At 63.3% G+C, this 21,831-nt stretch carries 17 protein-coding genes; 7 read left to right on the top strand and 10 right to left on the bottom strand.

Features of this window, described 5'->3' with window-relative positions:
• Positions 1–73: 73 nt before the first annotated feature.
• The 7 genes from L5014_RS02880 to L5014_RS02910 all read right to left on the bottom strand — a co-directional run bounded on the left by L5014_RS02880 (position 74) and on the right by L5014_RS02910 (position 8,891).
• Positions 74–1,708 (bottom strand): FGGY-family carbohydrate kinase, encoded by a 1,635-nt coding sequence (locus L5014_RS02880; RefSeq protein ID WP_238462066.1) that lies wholly within the window; start codon positions 1,706–1,708, stop codon positions 74–76.
• 96 nt (positions 1,709–1,804) lie between these two features.
• On the bottom strand, positions 1,805–2,533 hold the full coding sequence (locus tag L5014_RS02885; protein WP_238462067.1) for an SDR family oxidoreductase: 729 nt from the start codon (positions 2,531–2,533) through the stop codon (positions 1,805–1,807).
• An 82-nt stretch (positions 2,534–2,615) separates the two neighbouring features.
• Positions 2,616–3,875 (bottom strand): sugar ABC transporter permease, encoded by a 1,260-nt coding sequence (locus L5014_RS02890; RefSeq protein WP_238462068.1) that lies wholly within the window; start codon positions 3,873–3,875, stop codon positions 2,616–2,618.
• 11 nt (positions 3,876–3,886) lie between these two features.
• Positions 3,887–4,744 (bottom strand): ATP-binding cassette domain-containing protein, encoded by an 858-nt coding sequence (locus L5014_RS02895; RefSeq protein ID WP_238462069.1) that lies wholly within the window; start codon positions 4,742–4,744, stop codon positions 3,887–3,889.
• Positions 4,745–4,879: 135 nt separating this feature from the next.
• Positions 4,880–5,938: an ABC transporter substrate-binding protein gene (locus L5014_RS02900; protein WP_238462070.1), complete on the bottom strand. Its 1,059-nt coding sequence runs from the start codon at positions 5,936–5,938 to the stop codon at positions 4,880–4,882.
• Between the two features lie 121 nt (positions 5,939–6,059).
• A complete protein-coding gene (locus tag L5014_RS02905; RefSeq protein ID WP_238462071.1) occupies positions 6,060–7,211 on the bottom strand; it encodes an AraC family transcriptional regulator in 1,152 nt (383 codons plus the stop codon).
• A 228-nt stretch (positions 7,212–7,439) separates the two neighbouring features.
• On the bottom strand, positions 7,440–8,891 hold the full coding sequence (locus L5014_RS02910; RefSeq protein WP_238462072.1) for an MFS transporter: 1,452 nt from the start codon (positions 8,889–8,891) through the stop codon (positions 7,440–7,442).
• A 223-nt stretch (positions 8,892–9,114) separates the two neighbouring features.
• Between L5014_RS02910 and L5014_RS02915 the strand changes: the two genes are divergently transcribed.
• Together L5014_RS02915 and L5014_RS02920 are read left to right on the top strand one after the other, a co-directional pair.
• Positions 9,115–9,624, top strand: coding sequence for a PRC-barrel domain-containing protein (locus L5014_RS02915; protein WP_238462073.1), 510 nt, complete (start codon positions 9,115–9,117; stop codon positions 9,622–9,624).
• Between the two features lie 25 nt (positions 9,625–9,649).
• Positions 9,650–10,045 (top strand): DUF3022 domain-containing protein, encoded by a 396-nt coding sequence (locus L5014_RS02920; protein WP_238462074.1) that lies wholly within the window; start codon positions 9,650–9,652, stop codon positions 10,043–10,045.
• A 165-nt stretch (positions 10,046–10,210) separates the two neighbouring features.
• Here the strand turns inward: L5014_RS02920 and L5014_RS02925 are convergent, their stop codons facing one another.
• Complete coding sequence (locus L5014_RS02925; protein WP_476638955.1) at positions 10,211–12,277, bottom strand: glycoside hydrolase family 15 protein; 2,067 nt, start codon at positions 12,275–12,277, stop codon at positions 10,211–10,213.
• Complete coding sequence (locus L5014_RS02930) at positions 12,166–14,127, bottom strand: potassium transporter Kup (RefSeq protein WP_238462076.1); 1,962 nt, start codon at positions 14,125–14,127, stop codon at positions 12,166–12,168. The genes L5014_RS02925 and L5014_RS02930 overlap by 112 nt, the downstream gene beginning before the upstream one ends.
• Positions 14,128–14,237: 110 nt before the next feature.
• Here L5014_RS02930 and L5014_RS02935 point away from each other — a divergent pair, with 110 nt between their 5' ends.
• The 5 genes from L5014_RS02935 (at position 14,238) to L5014_RS02955 (ending at position 20,319) form a co-directional block, all read left to right on the top strand.
• Entirely contained in the window at positions 14,238–14,606 is a 369-nt protein-coding gene (locus L5014_RS02935; RefSeq protein WP_238462077.1) for a DUF2784 family protein, read from the top strand.
• 136 nt (positions 14,607–14,742) lie between these two features.
• A complete protein-coding gene (locus L5014_RS02940; RefSeq protein WP_238462078.1) occupies positions 14,743–15,762 on the top strand; it encodes an alcohol dehydrogenase in 1,020 nt (339 codons plus the stop codon).
• Positions 15,763–16,498: 736 nt separating this feature from the next.
• On the top strand, positions 16,499–18,811 hold the full coding sequence (locus tag L5014_RS02945) for a M23 family metallopeptidase (protein WP_238462079.1): 2,313 nt from the start codon (positions 16,499–16,501) through the stop codon (positions 18,809–18,811).
• A gap of 27 nt (positions 18,812–18,838) precedes the next feature.
• Entirely contained in the window at positions 18,839–19,534 is a 696-nt protein-coding gene (locus tag L5014_RS02950; RefSeq protein ID WP_238462080.1) for a hypothetical protein, read from the top strand.
• Between the two features lie 377 nt (positions 19,535–19,911).
• Positions 19,912–20,319, top strand: a complete 408-nt coding sequence (locus L5014_RS02955) for a hypothetical protein (protein ID WP_238462081.1) — start codon at positions 19,912–19,914, stop codon at positions 20,317–20,319.
• 156 nt (positions 20,320–20,475) lie between these two features.
• On the opposite strand, the gene L5014_RS02960 is transcribed toward L5014_RS02955, so the two are convergent.
• The gene (locus L5014_RS02960; RefSeq protein WP_238462082.1) at positions 20,476–21,777 is read right to left on the bottom strand and encodes an aspartate aminotransferase family protein; all 1,302 of its coding nucleotides are present in this window, start codon (positions 21,775–21,777) and stop codon (positions 20,476–20,478) included.
• Between the last annotated feature and the right edge of the window lie 54 nt (positions 21,778–21,831).

Here is a 21,831-nt window from a genome sequence, read left to right on the forward strand (position 1 = left end):
TCGTCGCAGTCCTTGCGCTCGGCCCTTCTGGCGGCCAGCGCAAGCCCGTTATGAATGTGAACAGGCCCTGGCCCTACCGAATTTCCATTGCCACGCGCTGCAAACGCTTGAAGGCATCGTAGCGCGTGTCGTGCAATGCCGCGATGCGGCCCGTGTCGGGCACATAACGCTTGCTGATGCGCGACATGCCGGCCATGGCCGCGCGCACATCACCGAAAAGCCCGCCCGCCACGGCGCCCAGCATCGCGGCGCCCAGCAGCACGGGCTCCTGTGCTTCAGTGGCCAGCACCGGCTTGCCCGTTGCATCGGCAAGCAACTGGCGCACGAGTTCGAGCCGCCCCGCCCCTCCGCTGATCACCACCTGCTCGACCGGCGCACCCGCGTTCGCCTGAGCCTCGACGATCTGGCGCAGACCATAGCCGATGCTGCAAACGCTGGCCACGTAGAGCGCCACCAGGCTGTCCATATCCGTTTCCATCCCGAGACCCGCAATCACCGCTCTTGCGTGAGGATCGGCGAACGGCGCGCGATTGCCGAGGAACTCCGGCACGATATGCAGCCCTTGCGCCAGCGTCGCCGCCTCCGACAAGCTATTCGAGACCAGCGCCGCCAGGCCGGCGAGCATCGTGGGCAGCGTCTGCCCTTCCAGCGCCGCGCGCGCCTGCGCCTCGGTCGCGAGCGGATGCATCGCGAGCAGCCGCTCGATTGCGGCGCCCGCCACCGACTGCCCGCCCTCGTTGAGCCACGCATCGGGCACCATCGCCGAAAAATACGGTCCCCATACCCCGGGCACGAACACGGGGTCGCGCGTGGTCGTCATCGTGCACGACGACGTGCCGAACACATAACCGAGGGAGGATTCGGCGTTGCCTTCGGCGCCCACGGTGCCGATGCCCCCCGCATGCGCGTCGATCGCCCCCGTGGCAACGGGCGTGCCGGCGCGCAGGCCCAGTTCCTTCGCGGCCTGTGCAGTGAGCCCATTGCCGAGCGGCGTGCCCGGATCGACCACGCGCTCGCCTATGCGCGCAAAGCCTTCGTCGGCCAGCACGTCCAGACCCACGGCGCGAAAATAGCTTTCGTCCCAGCGCCGTTCGTGCGCGAGCCAGGTCCACTTGCAGGTGACGGTGCAGGTCGAGCGCGCGAGGTCGCCGCTCGCGCGCCAGGTCAGGAAGTCGGTGAGATCGAAAAATTGCCAGGCCGCATCGAACACGGCGGGCCGGCGCTCGCGCAGCCATAGCAGCTTGGGCGTCTCCATCTCCGGCGAGATCTTGCCGCCCACATACTTGAGCACTGCATGCCCCGTCGCATTGATGCGTTCGGCCTGCTCGATCGCGCGATGATCCATCCAGACGATGATGTCGCGCTCGGCCCGCTCGGAGGGCCCGACGGGGAGCGGCTGCCCGCCCTCGCCCAGCACGACCAGCGAGCACGTGGCGTCGAATCCAATTCCAGCGACCTGCCCAGGTTCGACGGCCGCCTGCGCGAGCGCTGCTTTCACGGCATGGCAAACCGCGCTCCAGATCTCGGTGCTCGACTGCTCGACGATGGCGCCGCTCGCATGAAACACGGTGATGTCGTGCTTCGCCGAAGACACCATATTGCCGGCCGGATCGAAGATGCCCGCGCGGGCGCTGCCCGTGCCGACGTCCACGCCGATGACGTAGCGCTTATCGTGTTCCGCGCGAGCGGTGAGGTTCTCAGAGGTCATGGGTTCGTTGCTTGTCGGAAAGGGTTCGTCAGCAGGCCAATGGGCGCCAGCACGAGACACACGCAGGGCACGCACACCACGCGCGGGAACACGCACTCAAAGATCGACGCTGTTCGGCAGGATCACGAGGTCGCGTATCGTCACGTTGCGCGGACGCGTCAGCATGAAAAGCACCGCATCGGCAACCTCCTTCGGCTGCATCAGGCTGCCCGAGGCGAGTGCTTCCTCCATTTTCGCCTTCGGCCAGTCATCGAGCAATGCTGTGACGACCGGGCCAGGCGCCACCGCGCCAACCCGCACGCCGTATTTGGCGACCTGCCGCCGCGTCGTGTGGACGAAGGCCTGCACGGCGAACTTGGAAGCCGTGTAGATCGGTTCCCACACGACCGGCACGATGCCCGCGATCGAGCTGGTGAAGACGATATCGCCCGACTTCTGCAAGACCATGTGCGGCAACACCGCGTGAACCGAGCGGAACGCGGCGTTGATATTGAGGTTGAGCATGCGGTCCCACTCGTCGGGGTTGCCGCTCACGATCTCGCCGCCGATATAAGCGCCCGCGTTGGCGTGAAAAATATCGAGCCCGCCGGCAAGCTGGAGAATTTTCGGCAGCATGCCCGAGACTTCGGCCGGTTGCAGCAGATCCACCTGCAACGCAAATGCATTCTTGCCCAGCTCATTACAGCAGGACTCCAAACGATCTTTTGCGCGGTCGATCAACACGACCTTCGCGCCCTCGGCAATCAGCGTGCGTGCGCATTCGAGGCCGATGCCCGACGCCGCGCCCGTGATGGCCGCAATCTTTCCTGTCATGGATGCAGACATAATCGACTTCCCTCCTGTGCATATGCACGCTCAATCGGGCTCGTACCCGGGCTCGTACCCGGATGCGTACTCAGGTACGACCTCAGGCACGGCCATGCGAGACACGCGAGCGCCGCGCCAGCGAATCGACGATGACCGCAATCGCCAGCACCGCGCCGGTGATCATGAAGCGCAGCGACGACGAGAGGTTCAGGAGCGTCAGCCCACTGGCGATCGACTGGATCACGATGATGCCGAGCACGGCCGACCAGGCGCTGCCGCGCCCGCCGAACAGGCTCGTGCCGCCAATCACGGCCGCCGCGATGGCGTTGAGGTTCACGTCTCCGGTGCCGGCCTGCTGGCTTGCCGAGGCGAGGCGCGCTGCCGTGAGCACGCCGCCGAGCGCGGCCAGGCTCGCGCACAGCACGAAGGCGCTGGCGTAGATGCTGCCGACCTTGATACCGGCGCGGCGCGCGGCTTCGCGATTGCCGCCCACGGCGTTCATCGAGCGGCCCCAGCGCGTGCGCTTGAGCGCATAGTCCATCGCCACCGCGAGACCGAGGAAAACGCCGAACATCAACGGCACGCCGCGCCCCTGGTCGAGGTAGCTCACGACGATCTCGAGAAACACCGTAATCGCCACGCCACGCGCGAGCAGGCTGCCCACCGATGTTGCAGAGAGACGCGCCGCGCGGCGGCGTGCGCGCGTGCGCAGGCCGAGCAGCACGATCAGGATGCCGGGCAGCAGCGCGATCAGATGAGAAACAACCGCAGGAATGATCATCAGTTGTCCGAAGTCCACCATGGCCGAGCCGTAGGGCAGATTGATCGAGCCGTTCGCGCCGAGCACATAGAGCTGCATCCCGAGGATGGCGAGCAGCCCCGCCAGCGTGGAGACGAAGCTCGGCATGCCGAGCCGGTTGAGCAGCAGCGCGTACAGCGCGCCGATCAGCGCGCCCACCACCACGGCGGCGAGAATCGCCAGCAGCACGGGCCAGCCTTCGTTGACCCAGAGCGTGCCTACCAGCGCCGATGCGAAGCCGCTCATCGAGCCCACCGAGAGATCGATCTCGCCCACCAGCAGCACGCAGACGATGCCGAGCGAAATGACCCCGACCGTCGAGCAATCGAACAGCAGATTCACGAGGTTATCGGCCGAGAGAAACACCGGGTTCAGGCTGGTGAACACGGTCCAGATGATGACGAGACCCACGATGACGGGCAGCGATCCAAGATCGCCCGAGCGCACGCGGTCGACGAATGCGGAGACGGTCTCGCCCACGCCGGCCGCATGCTTCACGCGCACGTCGCTGCGGTCTAGCAGCGGCGACGGCTGCGGCGCGTCCTGTGTTTCCTTGCTCATGATCGCTCCTTTCACCGCGCGTCCTGCCGGTCCTGTTGATCCTGATAATCCTGCTCCGCCTGGCGCCGGCCGGCGCGTCGCGACACGGCGTTCTCGGTCGCGCCGGTAATCGCCGCCACCAGTTCCGCGTTCGAGGAGTCGGGATAGAAGATGCCGTTATTGCGGCCGAGCCGCAGCACCACGATGCGGTCCGCCACGGCGCGCACGTCCTCCATGTTGTGGCTGATCATGATCACCGCGTGGCCGCGGTCGCGCACGCGCTCGATCAGGTTCAATACCTCGGCGGTCTGCGCCACACCCAGCGCCGCAGTGGGTTCGTCGAGCATGATGAGCTTCGGGTCGAGCAACAGCGAGCGCGCGATCGCCACCGTCTGGCGCTGCCCGCCCGAGAGCGAGGCCACCACGTCGCGCACGCTCGGAATACGCGCGGAAAGCTCGTTGAGCAGCGTCCACGCGCGTACTTCCATCTGCACCTCGTCGAGGCGCATTGGACTCATCTCGCGGCCGAGAAAGATATTGGCGACCACATCGAGGTTCTCGCAGAGCGCGAGGTCCTGAAATACCGTGGCGATGCCGAGATCCAGCGCCGTTGCAGGATCGGAGAGCGTGACCGGCTGGCCGCGAAACGTGATCGTGCCGGCGCTCGGCTGGTGGACGCCGGCGAGAATCTTCACGAGGGTCGACTTGCCGGCCCCGTTGTCGCCCACGAGGGCGACCACTTCGCCGGCATGCACGTCGAGCTCGATGTCCGTGAGGGCGGAAACCGCGCCGAAATGCTTGGAGACGCCGCGCAGGCTCAGCACGAGCTCGCCGGAATTCACGCGCGCCGTGGGGGACTCAGTGGATTGCACAGTGGAATGCTCAGTCATGGGAGGGTTTCCTCCGGGTTCCGCTTGATGGGAACCGGCTTGCGCCGGCCCCATCGATCAGGATGCCGTATCAACCAGAGGCATCAATCGCTCGTATCAATTTCCAGCATCAATTGCTCGCATCAATTTCTCGCATCAATTGCCGATCCCCAGCTTCTTGCAGCCTTCCGCGTAACGGCCCGTGCACAGTTCCTTCGCGCTCGTGATGCCCTTGTCGACGACCTCCGCCTTGAGGTTCTTCGTGGTGATCACCGCTGGCTGGAAGAGCTGCGTCGGCGTCTTGAAGAGCGTCGTTTCGCCCTTCGGCGCCTGGCCCGAGAGGAAGCCCACGGCCACCTTCGCCGCGGCACCCGCGACGATCTCGCTCGGCTTGAGGATCGTGTTGTACTGATCGCCGGCGATGACGAGCTGCAAGCCGGCCAATGTCGCGTCGTTGCCGGTCACGGGCGGCACCGGGTTCACGCCGGCCGCCTTGAACGCGGCGATGGTGCCGCCGGCCGTGCCGTCGTTGGCGGCCACCACGCCGACGATCTGCGTGCGAAAGCGCGTAATCTGCCCGCTCACCCACTGCTGGGCCTTCGGCGGCGCCCATTCGGGCGTGTCGTACTCGGCGAGCGTCTTGTAGCCGCTGCCCGCAAGCCCTTCGTGAATGCCCTTCTTGATGAGCCCCGCGGCCGCATCGGTGGGCGAGCCGTTCACTTCGAGCACGCCGCCCTTGCTGGTCGAGACGCCCGATTCCTTGAGGTGCTGCACGAGCGATTGAGCGATGGCCTTGCCGATCTGCTCGTTGTCGAACGAGACGTAGTAGTCGGCCGGCGTCGAGGGCACGGGCCGGTCATACGCAATGACCTTGATGCCCTGGCTCTGCGCCATGTGCACCAGTGAAGCGGCTGCCGTGGAGTCCACCGGATCGAGCACGATCACCTTCGCGCCCTGCGCGATCACCGAATTGAACTGTTGCTGCTGCTGCGAAGCGTCGGCGTTCGCGTTCTGGTAGAGCACCTTGCAGTCGGGACACAGCTTGGTCATTTCGGCCTTGAAGCCGGGAAAGTCGTGCTGCTCGTAGCGCGTGGACGCCTGGTCGGGCATCAGGAACGCGACCGTGCCGCTGGTCGCCGCCAGCGCGGTCGTGCCGCTCGTGAGCGCGAGGCCCAGCATGGCGGCGCCGATCAGATGGTTCGATACTTGGGTCATCGACTGTCTCCGTTGTTGGTGAAATGCCGGTGCGGGTAATGCCATCGTGGGACCAAGGGTGAAGCTTCGGGCACAGCAAAGAGGCGAACCGGGTCAAGCGGTACTGCCGGACAAACATGGACTAGCCGGAAACGGGCGCAGCTTCAGCCAGTTCCGCTGATTGCGCAGCTACGGTCGATGCTGTCGCTTCAGTGGATTCAGCCGCGCTTGCGGCGTTGATCTGCTGATACGCGCGCCAACGCGACGGCGACATATCCTTGAGCAACAGAAACTGACGATTGAAGTTCGAGAGATTATTGAAGCCGACCTGATAGCAGATATCGGTAATACTCAGTTTTCCTGATAATAGTAGCTGGCAGGCAAGATCGATGCGAAGCCGGTTCACGTACTGCACGAAGGGCATGCCGGTATGCCGCCGGAAATAACGCGAGAATGCGCTCACGCTCTGCCCCGAAAGCTCGGCCAGTTCCGTTTCGCGCAGTTCCTGCGAGAGGTTCTTGCCGATATAAGCGAGCACGTGATTGATGCGGGTCCCGGCATAGCGGGTGGGGTCCGCGCGGTAGGCTGCGCTCGCGAGCCTCTGCGCCCCGGCGCTTTGCGCGAGCAACTCGAAAAGCGCGATGAACAGCACGATGCGCCGCAAGCCCTGCGCGCCCAGCATCTCGCGCATGATCGGCTCGGCGGCCGCACCCGTCGCCGGCGTGAACAGCAGGCCCCAGCGCGAGGCATCGAGCAAGGGCTCCACGCGCCTGAACTCGGGAAAAGCATCGAACGCGCGCGCGATGAACGCCGCATCGAATTGCAGCACGAGGCAGCGCTCGTCCACGCGGTCGCCATGGGGCACGCTGCTGACCCAGTTGTGCGGCAGGTTCGAGCCCATCATCACGAGATTGCCAGGCGCGAAATTGCCGATGTAATCGCCCACGAAATACTTGCCCGTGGTGGCCGTGATCAGATGGATCTCGTACTCGGGATGGAAGTGCCAGCGCACGGTGCGGTACGGATAGCCGTGCGACCACACCTTGAACGACTCGTCGCGCGCGACCGCGACCAGTTCCAGGTCCGGCTGGTCGATGCGCGGAGTCCGGCCATCCGGGATGCGGCCATCCGGGGCCCGGTCATCGGCGGGCCCGCCGTCCGTGAGGCGGCGATCCGCGCGTTGGTCCGTGCGTTGGTCCGTGCGTTGGTCCGCGCTTTGGTCCGCGCTTTGGCTCTCGATTTTGCCCGCGCGCCGGCTCGATTCACGCGCCGTCGCATCCTGTGTGGCTTGCATCTGTCTTCCTCCTGCGCCGGTTCTTTTCTTTTTGTGCGGCTCGCTTCACCGTCCCGCGACCGCCATGACGAAGAAGGTAGCCCGATCGACGATATGTCACCACTGAAAATAAGACCGCTAACTGATACTTTTTTGCATTCGGGTAAGCCCGTACCGGATCAAAAGTCAACTTTTGTGCAAAGCAGCAGCGTGGAGAAACCCGGTTGCCGCAGTGGGGCCACGAGCGGGTCAAATCTCGTCTGAAACTGCCGAAAGCGGCGCGGCCACATGCTCCAGCGCCTTGCGCTCCGCGTCCACGCCCCAGATCGCGGCGATCAGCGCGGCCGCCAGCATCAACGCGGAGCCCACGAGGTAGCCGGTGAGCACTTCGCTGCGCTGATGCGTATCGATCAGATGTCCGAAGAAAACCGGCCCGACGATCCCGCCGAGCGCCGTGCCGAACGCGTAGAACACCGCAATCGCCAGCGCGCGGATTTCGAGCGGGAACGACTCGCTCACGGTCAGATAGGCCGAGCTGGCCGCCGCCGAAGCAAAGAAGAAAATCACCATCCATGCAATGGTTTGCGTCGTCACGGTCAGCATCCCGTGCGCGAACAGATAGCCGCTGCCGCTCAGCAGCAGGCCAGAGAGCGCGTAGGTCGCGGCAATCATCTTGCGGCGGCCGATCACGTCGAATAACCGCCCCAGCACGAGCGGGCCGAGGAAATTACCGATTGCGAACGGCAGCAAATAGAAACCCACTTCGCCGCCCGGCACGCGGTAGAAGTCCGTGAGCACCAGCGCGTAGGTAAAGAAGATCGCGTTGTAGAAGAACGCCTGGGCCGTCATCAGCGAGAGGCCAACCACCGCGCGGCGGCGGTGCTGCACGAATATCGCGCGCAGCACAACGGAGAGCGGCGTATGGCTTCGGGCGCGCAGCCGCAGCGGCTTTCCTGAAGGCTCGCCGAGCACATGCCCCGACTTGCGAAAGCGCGCTTCGATGGCCTCGACAATGGTGCGGGCTTCGTCGTGCTCGCCGTGCGTGAGCAGCCAGCGCGGGCTTTCGGGTATCCACGTGCGCATCGGCAGGATGATGAGCGCGAGCACCGCGCCGATGAAAAAGCACACGCGCCAGCCCCAGTCGGGCGGCAGCAGACGCGGATCGAGCACGACCAGCGAGCCCGCGGCGCCAATGCCCGCGCCCACCCAGAACGTGCCGTTGATGCCGAGGTCGGTCCAGCCGCGCACGCGCGCCGGCGTGAACTCCTGGATGGTCGAATTGATGGCCGCGTACTCGCCGCCGATGCCCGCGCCCGTCAGCGCGCGAAATATCACGAAACTCGCGAAATTCCACGAAAACGCGGTGCCGGCCGTGGCAAGCAGATAGACCGTGAGCGTGATGAAAAACAGCTTGCGCCGCCCCAGCCGGTCCGTGAGCCAGCCGAAGCCCAATGCCCCGCAAACCGCACCGGCAATATATGCACTGCCGGCAAACCCGACCTGCGTGTTGTCGAAATGGAGCATCGGGCTCGTCTTCAGCGCGCTCGCCACGGCCCCTGCGAGTGTCACTTCGAGCCCGTCCAGCAACCAGGTGATGCCGAGCGCCACCACGATCAGCACATGAAAGCGCCCCCACGGCAGGCGGTCGAGGCGCGCCGGGAGGTTGGTTTCGACAATGGATTGCGTTTCGGTCGTATGCATCGCGCGTGGAGATTTCAGGTCGTTGGTATCTCGGGCTTAGCGATGCATCGCAAGCATGCGGCATGCCTGCACGGCCAGGGAACGCGCGATGCGCCAACTGGAGCGACGCAGATCGGCGCGGCTTGAAAGGCACGCCGCCCGCGGGCGTTGCACAGGCGCGCCAGCCGGGCGTTTCATGCCGGTCCGTCGTCTATTTCAGCTTTGCATGGGACAGGAGCACATCATGCCTACGAACCCCGATTCTCCGCACGTCGGTGCACATATTGTCGGCAAGGGCAGCCAGACCGCAGCCGGCCCCGGCCCCTATGTCATGGGCGCGAGCACGCTCGAAGGAGACAGCGTTTTCAGTTCGGATGACGAAGAAGTTGGCAAGATCAAGGAGATCATGCTGGAAGTCGAGAGCGGTCGTATCGTCTACGCCGTCATGTCGTGCGGCGGCTTCCTCGGCATCGGCGACAAGCTGCTGGCGCTGCCCTGGCCGGCGCTCACGCTCGATACGACCCACAAGTGCTTCGTGCTGAACGTGACTGCCGAGAAGATCAAGCATGCGCCGGGTTTCGACAAGAGCCACTGGCCCGCGATGGCCGATATCGGCTGGGCCACCACACTGCACGAGTACTACGGTACGCGGGCGCACTGGGAAGAGGACGCCCCCGAGGACACCGGCAATGGTGAGCCGCCCAAGCCAGCGAATCCACCCGATCCGCCCGAAGCCGGCGGCGTCAAGCTATGACGCGCACGCCTCCAATGGAGCAACCATGAAAACTTTCGATTTCGACCAGCGTCTCGAAGAGATCCAGATGTCACTGGCCAATCTCTTCGATTCGCCCAAGGCGTCCACCGTGAGCCGCCTCGAAGAAGGCGATACGGTTGTCGTGCATTTGAGCTGGGTGGTGGAGTCGAAACGCGATTCCACGCTCGATGCCCGCTGCGCAGCCACGATCCGCGCGACACGCGCGCAGCTCGAACGCTACGCGGATCTCGACACCGCGCAACGGCGCACCATCCAGCAACGCATCCGCCAGCGCGTGCGCACGCAATTCGAGGAACGCCAGGACCCCAACCAGCCTGGCGGCGCCTGCGCGTTCGACGTGGAACTGGACGACGCGATATTCCACGCCGACAAGGACGACTATTTCCCGAGCATCGAGTAAGCGCAACGCCTGAAGCCGGAGGCCGCGCGGCGCGCGCATGGGATAGCGCAATGCGCGCGCGTTAATGCACGCGTTAATGCACGCGTTAATGCACGCGTTAATGCACGCGTTAATGCACGCGTTAATGCACGCGTTAATGCGTTAGTTAATCGGCTAGTTAATGCGTTAATGCGCCGCCGCGCTGCGGTGGCGCTTTGCCGTGCCGCTCAGCAGCAATGCGGTCTTCACCACGGCCATATGCGTGAGCGCCTGCGGAAAGTTGCCCGCCAGCCGCCGCTCCTGCACGTCGTATTCTTCGGCGAGCAGGCCCAGATCGTTTGCCACGGCGAGCACGCGCTCGAACTGGCGGCACGCTGCGTCCTCGTCGCCGCGCAGGTACAGGCAGTCGGCCATCCAGCACGAGCACGCGAGAAACGCGCCTTCGTCCGGCGCTTCGCCGCCGCGTTTCCAGCGGCGGATCAGGCCGCCGTCGCCCAGTTCGGCGCGAATGGCATCGAGCGTCGCCGACATGCGCGGGTCGTCGGCGCGCATGAAGCCCACCAGCGGCATGAGCAGCACGCTCGCGTCGAGCGCCCTGTCGGCATAGCCGCGCACGAACACGCCGCGCTCGGCATGCCAGCCGTGCGTGCAGACTTCGTCGTGCAGCGCGCGGCGCAGCGCGATCGCCTGTTGCATGAGGGCGTCGCCACGGCCGGGCCCGGCATCGCGCCAGTGCGAGATGAAGCGGTCGAGCGCCACCCAGGCCATCACGCGCGAACTCGTGAAGTGGCACGGCGTGGTGCGCGACTCCCAGATGCCCGAGCCCGTCCGTCTGCGATGATCGAGCAGCCAGCGGACGATGCGCGCTTCGAGCGCCGCTTCCCCCTCCACTGGCGGGATGCCCGCCTTGCGCGCGAGATAGAGGCAGTCGAGCGCCTCGCCGAATACGTCGGGCTGATACTGCGTGGCGGCCGCATTGCCGATGCGCACCGGCCGCGCGCCGCGCCATCCCGTGAGTGCAGAAACATTGCGCTCGCGCGGCACGTGCCCGCCATCGACGCAATACATGACGTGGAATGTGTCCAAAGTCTCGCCGAGCGTGTCCAGCAGCCAGTCGCGCCACGCCAGCGCCTCGCCGTGAAAGCCGGCTTCTATGAGCGCCTCCAGCGCGAAACTCGCGTCGCGCAGCCAGCAGTAACGGTAATCCCAGTTCATGCTGCCGCCCGGCGCCTCCGGCAGCGAGGTCGTGGGCGCGGCCACCATCGCGCCGCTCGGGCGGTAGATCAGCGCCTTCAAGGTAAGCAGCGAGCGACGCACGGGCTGCGGCCAATGCGTGCGGCTGTCGTCGAAACCATCGATCCAGCGGCGCCAATGGCGGCGCGTGTCTTGCAGCGCGAGCGGGGCCGCGGTCGTATCGACGCCCGGCTGCTCGCCGTGGCACAGCATGAACACAGCACGCGTGCCCGCGCGCAGCACGAACGAGGCCTCGAGCGCGTGAGCGTGCACGGCGAGCGGCACGTCTGCGCGCAGTGTCATCGCACCGCTCGGCGTGCGCACCGTCACAGCGCCGCGCTCCGGCACGATCACGGGCGGCGGCGCATCCGCATCGGCACGCGGATACAGAACCGAACGCATGGGGACGCTGCCGTGCAGCCCCTCGGCCATGCGCACAATGCACGGCTCAGGCGTGTCGACCGCCATGAAATCGGTCAACCGCACGCAGCCGCCGCGACACTCGAAATCGGTTTGCAGCACGAGCGTGTCCTCTTCGTAGCGGCGGCCGATGCTGTGCGCCGGCTCGGCAGGCGCTATGCGCCAGTGGCCGTTTTCGGATGTGCCGAGCATGGCCGCGAAGGACGGCTCGCTGTCGAAGCGCGGCCAGCAGAGCCAGTCGATCGTGCCTTCACGGCTGACCAGCGCGGCGCCACGACCGTCCGCGAGCAGCGCGTAATCCTCGATGCGGTGGCTCATGGGCGACGCTTCCCACCCAGCCTCAGATGCGCGCTGGCGAGCGAGGGTGTTGCGGAATTCACCCGAGTCCGCGAGTCGATGAAGCCGATGATGACCTCGGGGCGAGCCCCGGGATTGGCATCGGTGGTTCTGTCTGTCATAGCCATAGCGTCCTCGTGTTACCCAGCGCGTTACAGCGCAACCTGCACGCCCAGCTCCACCACATGCTCGGCCTGCAACCCGTAGTACTCCGCGCTCGATGCCGAGTGAAACGACATGAACGCGAACAGGCGCTCGCGCCAGGCGCTGATATCGCGGCTCGCATGCGGACGCAGTTCTTCGTCGCGCGGCAGAAAGAACGTGGTGTCGGCGGGATCGAAGCGCCACTCGCCCAGCTTGCCGCCCACCGCCGCCAACAGGCGCGGCAGGTTGGGACGTTCGACGAAACCATGACGCGCGACGACCTCGTAGCAGCCCGCACCGAGGTCGCGCACGTCCACGCGGGTCTCTTCGTTGGCCTGGGGCGCCGACTCCGATACGTTCGCGAACACGATCACCGTCCGATGCAGCACGTGGTTGTGTTGCACGTTGCTCGCGAGCGCCTCGGGCGTCATGCCCGGTGCACTGCCGGGATAGACGGCCGTGCCCGGCACGCGCGCCGGGACAACCTCCCCGTGCCGGCCGGTGCGTACCGTGCGCAGGAATGCGTCCAGCGACTCGCCATGCGATGCATGCCGCGCGGCCAGTTCGCGGCCGCGGTTCCAGGTGGTCATGACGACGAGCAGCAGCGCGCCGGCCGCCACCGGAAACCAGCCGCCGGAAGGAATCTTGGGCAGGTTCGCCGACACCAGCAAAACGTCCACGAGCAGGAGCGGCACGCAGACGAGCGCAGTCGCCACGCGCGACCAGCCCCATACCTTGCGGCAGACCGCCAGCATCTGCAGCGAAGTGGTGAGCATCGTGAGCCCTACCGCGAGACCGTAGGCCGCAGTGAGCTTGCCGGAACTGCGGAAGAACAGCACGAGGAACACCACGGCAACGCACAGGCCCAGATTCACCGCCGGCACATAAACCTGGCCGTGCCGCGCGTGCGAGGTCTCGATCGTGCGCATGCGCGGCAGGAAGCCCAGCTCGATAGCCTGGCTCGTCATCGAGAACGCGCCTGAAATTACGGCTTGCGAAGCAATTACGGTGGCAAGCATCGCTATGCCCACGGCGGGAATCAGCGCCCAATGCGGCACGGAATGGAAGAACGGCTGGCTGCCGCTGCCGGGCTCGCTGAGGATGGTCGCCGCCTGGCCGAAATAGCCAAGCAGTATCGCCGGCAGTACGACCACAAAAAAAGCGACGCGAATCGCGCGCTTGCCGAAATGGCCGATGTCGGCATAAAGCGCCTCGGCGCCCGTCAAGGCGAGAATCACGGCGGCCAGCACGCCGAACGCAAGGCCCGGGTGAGCGAGCGCGAGCCGCGCCGCCCACACCGGAGACGCGGCAGCCAGGATCTGCGGATAAAGCACGATCCGGTAAATGCCCACGGCGGCGAGGCTCAGAAACCAGAGCGCCATGACCGGGCCGAACGTGCGGCCGACCACGGCGCTGCCGCTGCGCTGAAACAGGAACAGCGCGACGAGAATCCCGGTGGAGAGCGGCAGGACCGCCGCGCCGAACGCGGGGTTGATCTCGTGCAGCCCCTCCACGGCCGAGAGCACCGAAATGGCGGGCGTGATCATCGAATCGCCGTAGAACATCGCGGCGCCGGCGAGACCCGCGAGCAACAGCGCGCGCGGCGCGCTCCGTCCCGCGCGCAGAAAGCCCGCTCGCACCAGCGCGGTCAGCGCGACGATGCCGCCTTCGCCTTCGTTGTCGGCGCGCATGACAAAGCACGCGTACTTGAGCACGACGACAATCACCACGGCCCAGAGGATCATCGAGAGCAACCCCATGATCTCGGCGGAGGCGTTCGAGTGCGACGTGAGCGCCGCCTCGCGCAACGCGTAGATGGGGCTCGTGCCGATGTCGCCGAACACCACGCCGAGCGCGCCGAGCACGAGCGCGTTGCCGCCGGGGCGGTCCCGCGCCCGCGCGCCCGGTGCGTTTGCGTGCTGCTTTTGTTTTCGCTTTTGCTTGAGAAAACCGACTTGTTCGCGAAGCATGGCTACATGGCACCAATAAAAGCATATCGCCCCATTTGAGCAAGCCGGATGCCCGACCTTGAAAACGCAGACAATCCGCGCGTAATGTTCATCGACCCGGAAACCCCATCGTGAACTGGCTGGCGAATACCGTTCTCGTGCTGCACGCGCTGCTGGTGCTGTTCATCGTCGGCGGGCTGGTCGCGATCTGGCTGGGCGCATGGCTCAAGCGCGGCTGGGTCCGCAATCGCGTATTCCGCATCGTGCATCTCGCGGCAATTGGCGTCGTCGCGCTGCTGGCCATTCTCGAGATTCCGTGCCCGCTTACGGTGCTGGAAGACTGGCTGCGCACCGGCAGCGCGAGTTCGCAAGGCTTTATCCAGCGCTGGGTGAGCAGTTGGCTCTACTACGACTTTCCGGGCTGGGTGTTCGCTGCGGCCTATGTGATGTTCCTGCTTGTCGTGGCGATTACCTGGTTTCGCGTTCCTCCGCGCTCGTGATCGGTTCGCCACAACCTGAGTCGTCAGTACGGCGTCCTACAATGTCCAGGTAGACGCACGCCCCAATGGCGCCGCAATCCACCGTCAGACCGCCACCCGGGGCGAATCCCATCAGGAACACGCCAAGGAGCACACGATGCCCAAGATGCAGGCAGTGCAGGTAGCGAAAGCAGGCGGCCCGCTGGAACGGGTCGAGCGGGACATACCCGAACCGCCCGAACGACATGTGCTGATCAAGGTGCAGGCCTGCGGGATCTGCCATAGCGACTCGCTTACGAAGGAAGGCCTGTGGCCCGGGCTCCAGTATCCACGCGTGCCGGGACACGAAATCGCGGGTGTCGTCGAAAAGCTGGGGGCCGGCATCGAAGACTGGCAAGTCGGGCAGCGTGTGGGCGTGGGCTGGCACGGCGGGCATTGCGGCCACTGCGAAAGCTGCCGGCGCGGCGACTTCGTGCTCTGCAAGAGCGCGCTCGTGCCCGGCATCAGCTACGACGGCGGCTACGCGCAGTACATGGTGGCGCCGCAGGAAGCGCTTGCCCGCATGCCCGACGATCTCGCCGACGTCGACGCCGCCCCGCTCCTTTGCGCGGGCATCACCACCTTCAATGCATTGCGCCGCAGCGGCGCGCTCGCGGGCGATGTCGTGGCGATCCTCGGCATCGGCGGGCTGGGCCATCTCGGCGTGCAATACGCGCACAAGATGGGCTTCGTCACCGTGGCCATCGCGCGCGGCAATGACAAAGCGCCGCTCGCGAGGCAACTCGGCGCGCATCACTACATCGACAGCGAAGCGCAGAACGTGGCCGAAGCGTTGCAGGCGCTCGGCGGCGCGCGCGTGATTCTCGCGACCGCCACGAGCGGCAAGGCCATGAGCGCCGCGATTGGCGGCCTTGGCGTGAACGGCAAGCTGATCATGGTGGGCGTGTCCGAAGAGCCCGTGGAAGTGCCCATCACGCAATTCATCATGGGCCGGAATTCGGTCCAGGGCTGGCCGTCCGGCACGGCGGCGGACTCGCAGGACACACTCGCGTTCAGCGCGCTCTCGGGTGTGAAACCCATGATCGAGGAATATCCGCTCAGCCGTGCGGCCGAGGCTTACGAGCGGATGATGAGCGGCAAGGCGCGCTTCAGGGTCGTGCTGGTGCCTGGGAAATAAGCCTGAAAAGCAAGCGAGAAAAACACACCGTGCGCGTCGCTGAACAACGCGACGCGCATCCAGTGCTAAATTGCCCCGCCCGTGGCGAAGCGATAAGTGTTCACCAGAAATTGATTTTAAAATCCATGCCACACCTGCGTGGCGAGTCTGCTAGTTCGACGTCGATGGTTTCACACGTCCAGGTCAGGGCTCGGCGCCATTGGCATTTCCGGTGCTGCGAGACAGTCTCGATCATGTTCAGTTCGGGACTGCAAATATGAAATAAATCACCTCGCGGGCAATGACGATTAATTCCGCCTGCTTCAAGCCCGCGAATAGTATTCAATCCGCGCATTTCCACTCCTGGCGACAAGCCTTTATCACATCAGTGGCTGTCGGGGACATACGTACATTCTGATTCCGCCACCTTTCTGTAATTTGGTTGAGGATGCAGAAGGTCCCGAATAAAACCCTTCGACATTTCCAACTCATCGCGTTTAGTCTGTCTCGATCAAAGTTGTCACCACAACAGTTAGCGGCAACATCACGTTCCATTGTCCCGGCGCATACACCATCAAGGCCGCGTCGTTCACGTTTGTTAGACCTGACAACGTCGCAACGACGTTACCGTCCCTGCCGAAGAGCAGCCTGAAAATTTCCGACCCGTGCTCGTCGTCCCACTGAAGCCATGATCATCAGCCCTCCCTTTCTGCCCGTATCGGGCGTGACGCCCAGCGATGCGTCCAGACCGGACCCCATGATGGACCTGGTCGACCAGTTCGAGATCGGCCATCACGGGGTCTATCCGGTCACCTTCGACCGGCGTTTTCACTGCGGCATTCATCTGAATCCGGGCACTCATGGCCCGGGCCAGGCGGAGCCGGTGCGCGCAATCGCCGATGGTGAGGTCGTGGCGTACCGGGTTTGCAAGAATGCAATATCGGACGGCGCGACCGATCCCCAAACGGGGCAGCCACTGCTGAACTCGAATGCGGGTTTCGTCCTGCTCAGACACAAGACGGACACGGGTGACGGGCGCGCGATCACGTATTACTCGCTTTACATGCACCTGCTGGACATGACCGGTCAGGAGAACATGGCTCCGCAGCCGAATGATCCGCCTGAGACCGGAACGCCGAATGCCCTGCCCAGATGGCTGCTCGATACGGCCGGCGGCAAGGATGGGGTGGCACAGCCGGGCGGCACGAAGAAGGTGTACCGCAAGGACATGCTCGGCTATGTCGGCAAGCATCAGGACGTGCAGCATCTGCACTTCGAAGTCTTCATGGCGGATGCCGATTTCACGGCCTGGTTCGACCAGACTGGCCACAAGGTTCAGATCGGTGAGAAAAATCCGGCCCAGTCACAATCGGGCGACTATTGGGGGCACAGCTATTTCATTATCAAGGGGCCGCTGGACTTGTCTCCGAAGCCGGCAGGAACGAGCGACACCTGGTTTCCCCGGTTGCCGGGCGGATCGATTGGCGCAAATGACACGCTCTATGTCGAGGCGTGGTTCAACAAGGGGCGGCGCTATACGCGCGCGTGGATCGATCGCGGCAATAGCGGCAACGTTATTCTGCTTACGCCTGAACCCGTTGCAGATCCATACGACAACAACACAAAGCACTATGAGTATGATCTGTACCAGCGTGCGATGGCGCTGTATACGGCGTGTCCGAGTGACGGCTATGAAATGCTGCGGTTTGGACGCATTCTTTCACGGACTCATCAAGCTGAAGCCCCAGCTACATGGATTGCAGTGCCGTTCGACGAGAGCGGCAAGCAGGGCTACGTCAACATCGCACTGGACGCGGTCAAGAAACTCTCCGATGCGGATTTCCCGTTCTTTACGGGGTGGCAAAAAGTTGACGAGGACAATACGCCGTTCAATCACGGTGGGCTCTGCGGATACGATTCGCTCTGTAGTCTGACCGGCGTGGAAGATCCACAGGCGACTTTGGGCATTGTGCAGCCACTCGAATACGACAAGAACAACGACAACAGTCACAACCAGCAGCTTGCTGGCTACATTCAGACTGCGCGGGGCGTGCGCGAAAAGCTCAGGGGTCTGGTGTGCATGGCGCGCAGCGAATGGGATCCGTCGAACAATGACGACCGGTACAAGGATTTGAACGATCCGGATGGTTTCTTTGGAAGGCAGAAAGATACCAACCCCGATGGGTACAGCAAATTCATCGATTTTCTGGGCAAATTCCAGTTTCTGGACAAGACGCCGCTCGCCGGGCAGAAGCTGTGGTTTTTCCATCCGTTGGCGTTTATCAGGCATTTCAGGAGGTGCGGATGGCTGAGCACGCAAGAATATATGCAAATGTTTCCACCTACAGCCCTCCGTTCCATTGGGCGTGGCCAATGGGCTTCGGAAAGAGTTTCGCCATCACACGAAACGATCGCTGGATATGGTGCCGAGTTGAACAAGGCCATGTGCAAGTTCGTAATCACGACACCACTGCGGCTGGCGGCGTTTCTTGGTAACGCGATGCAGGAAACCCAGTGGTTTTCGTTGCTGTCTGAAGGCAGGAGCACGCCTCCTCCGCGATATGCGCCGTGGATTGGGCGCGGGTTTCTGCAACTGACTTGGCCGGATAACTACATCAAGTATTGGCGTTTCCGTGGCCGGCAGGTGGATCAGGCTCTTGCCGATCGGCTGCATGAGGCTGCGAATACCGCAAACAGGATGCGCGATAACAGCGCATTGGTTGAAGCTGAGACCAGAGTTCCTGCGAATATAAAGAGTTTGCGCGAGTCGATCGAGCGTAATCCTGTTGACGCAGCTGGAAGTGCTGGAGCGTACTGGGCGTGGTCAGGCGCGGTTAAGTACGCCGACATGCAACCCGTCTTGCGACGAGAAACGAAACCGGTGGGAATGACCCAAAAGCCTTATTATAGCTGTGAGTCCTTCGGACAGGTTGCGGCAACCATAAACGTGGGATATCCGTCTAGTTCGTTTTCCAGTATCTACGGTTTGCAAGCCCGCTTTCAAGGCTACACGAGTGCGTTAACGGCGTTATCGGACTGGACAGAATTGCCTGTCATAAACGGCTCTTAACCGTATTTTCGATTTTCTTGAAATTGAATGAAAAATTCATCGATTGCTAAACGTTGGAGCGGCGTTGCCGTATCGTTATACTTCTCTACTTTGACCATAACAACAGTAGCCCAGACGACTACTCAAAACATGGCGACCCGTACGAAAGAGTACGCGGTGGGCGCATGCCATTTTCGGATCCAGTCAGGGAAATTTGGAGGCCGCTTTGAGGTGCACAGCGACGCTACTCCCGCTGTTGGAATCTTCACTTTCCCAGACACATCGTCCAGGAATTCCGTGGGTCTTTCGAATGGTTTTTCCTTGTTTTGCGTAGACGCGACCGACGAAAAAATCGGCACGATGCTGAATGCCAAGCAGATCAACGGTAAATGGCTGATGTACAACCCATGGCCGGGCCGAAATGATTCAGAGTTTACTCCATTCGATCGAAATGCTTATCCGCGGACGGTCCAGTTCAAGGGGGCTAACTGGACAGGAACAGGTCTTACAGTTGACGCTACCACGGGGGATGAAAAACACCGTGCACGTACGTTTTATTTCTGCCTGATTCACAGTGCGCATGCACTTTGCGGAAAATCGCCTGTTCAATGGCTTGCACATCCGGGCAAGCACAACGAGTTGTGGAAAATCAAGGCGATCCTGCAATCAGTAGAATTTATCGACGAGCAGCCCTCGTTAGAATCCAACCCGGCAAGCGGCTCGACATCCGCACCCACGCAATAAAGTGCCCCTGTAAGGCAGCCGTGGGCCGCACGCTGGAAATCCATTCCAGGAACGGGCATGGCCCGTTACGCTGATAGACCGACCGCCTTGGAGCGGCGTGCAGTGACTGCCAGGCGACCGCCGGATCCGCATCATTCCCATCCGAACCCGCCAGTTGCAAAGGTCTATTACCACAGCATGAATTTTCGGGACGCGTCAGCTGTTGTGAATCTTCCTGGTGCGGTAGGCCAACCCGATAGACCTTTTAACGGTTACATAGCCCGGTGCGTGGCATACGCGCAGGCGCTAGCGGTGCTGGCAGAAGTCAAATTTCCAGATGCGTCAGGGGTTCCCTCACTGGGGTTGCCTGAGGGACGCATTCCACGGAGGGATTGAACATGCGTGACAAATTACGTGTAATTCTGATTGGCGGTATTCTCGCAATCATCCCATTCACCTCGTACGGTACGAATACCACTCTTGCGACTACCGAGCCATCGAGGCTCGTGGTCGACATGGGACCAAAATGTGTTATCAGCGTCAAGGACTATTTCAAAGGTCATCTGGCTAGCGGGATGCCATTGAATGCATCTTACTGGACAGACAAACCGCCCATTAAAACGCGGATGTCGAAGTTTGGCGTAAATTTTATTTGTGGCAGTTTGATGGATCAATCCAAAGAGGAGATCGCACGGCAGCATGGTGTTGTCTACGACGGAAACAGAAAAAATTGGATTCCTTACTTCGATAGCGAGAGAAACGCAAAACTATTGGGCGAATTCACCAAGGTGGGTAACCTGGATTAGGACAGAAATCCGCACCAGCAAGTGTCCCTGTTACCCAGTGGCCCTAATCTGGCGCAGAACTACAGTAACAGAGCTGCTGGTTGGTTAAACGTGGGGTCGGAGTTGCCGTGTCGCGTCCGCCCCCACGCAATAGCGGCAACGTCGATACCAACGCCCTCAAACCGATCTCTCGATCGCCTGCCCCAGCAGTTCAACACCCAGGTCGATCTCCTCCTCGCTCACGGTCAGCGGCGGCGCGATCCTGAACACGCCGCCCATCCCGGGCAACTGCACGATGTTCATGCTGAGCCCGAGGTTCATGCACTCGCGCGTGATCTTCGCGCCCAGGCCATCGGCGGGCTCTTTCGTGCGGCGGTCCTTGACGATCTCCATGCCGAGCAACAGGCCGCGCCCGCGCACGTCGCCGATGCACTCGAAACGCTCCATCAGATCGAGCAGGCCACGCCTCAACCGGTCACCCATGACGTTCGCGCGCGCGACCAGCCCCTCGCGCTCCACCACATCCAGCACCCGCAGGCCCACGGCGGCCGGCAGCGGATCGGACACGTGAGTCGTGTAGAACAGATAACCCAGTTCATGCGCGCGCTCTTCGATCTCGGCCGAGGTCACGACGGCCGCGAGCGGCAGCCCGGCGCCCAGCGTCTTCGAGAGCGTGAGAATGTCGGGCGTCACGCCGTCACGCTCGCAGGCGAACATCGTGCCGGTGCGCCCCACTCCGGTTTGCGCCTCGTCCAGAATCAGCAGCATGCCGCGCTCTTCGCATTTGCGCTTGAGCGCCGCCATGTAGCCTTCAGGGAGTTCGATGATCCCGCCGGAACTCAGGATCGGCTCGGCGATGAAGGCAGCAAGATTGCCGCTGGACTGGCGATCGATCAGGTCGAATGCGTAATCCAGCTCCGCAAGATAATCGTAATGGCCGTTGTGCTCGAAGCGCGGCCGGTACGTGAATGGCGCCGGTATCGCGAACGAGCCAACCGCCGCGGGCCCAACGCCCTTGCGGCCCGCGCTATAGGTCGCGGAGGCCGCGCCGCCCGTCATGCCGTGCCACGACTGCGCAAAGCCGACGATCTCGTACTTGCCCGTCACCAGCTTTGCCATGCGGATGGCGGCCTCGTTCGACTCCGCGCCAGTGCTGAGCAACAGCGCGCGGTCGAGCCCCTCGGGCGTGACTTCGGCCAAACGCGTCGCGAGATCGACCACGGGCCGCGAGAGCATGCCGCTGAAGAGGTGGTCGAGCTTGCCGGCGTACTCGTTGATGACCGAGACGATTTCCGGGTGGCTGTGCCCCAGCACCGCGCTCATCTGCCCCGAGGTGAAATCGAGGATCGCACGGCCCTCCGCGTCGTAGACAAAGCTGCCCTTGGCGCGCTCGATGATCATCGGTTCGAACGTGCCGCCGTAGCGGATGAGGTGCTGCCTGGCATTGCGCCAAAACGTTGCGTCGTCGTTCCGGGACACCGTGCTTCTCCTCGGGGTTGGTCGGCGGGAATGACTTGCAGTGTAGGCGCGCCT

The organism is Paraburkholderia tagetis (genome assembly GCF_022213065.1).
Taxonomy (GTDB): Bacteria; Pseudomonadota; Gammaproteobacteria; order Burkholderiales; family Burkholderiaceae; genus Paraburkholderia; species Paraburkholderia tagetis.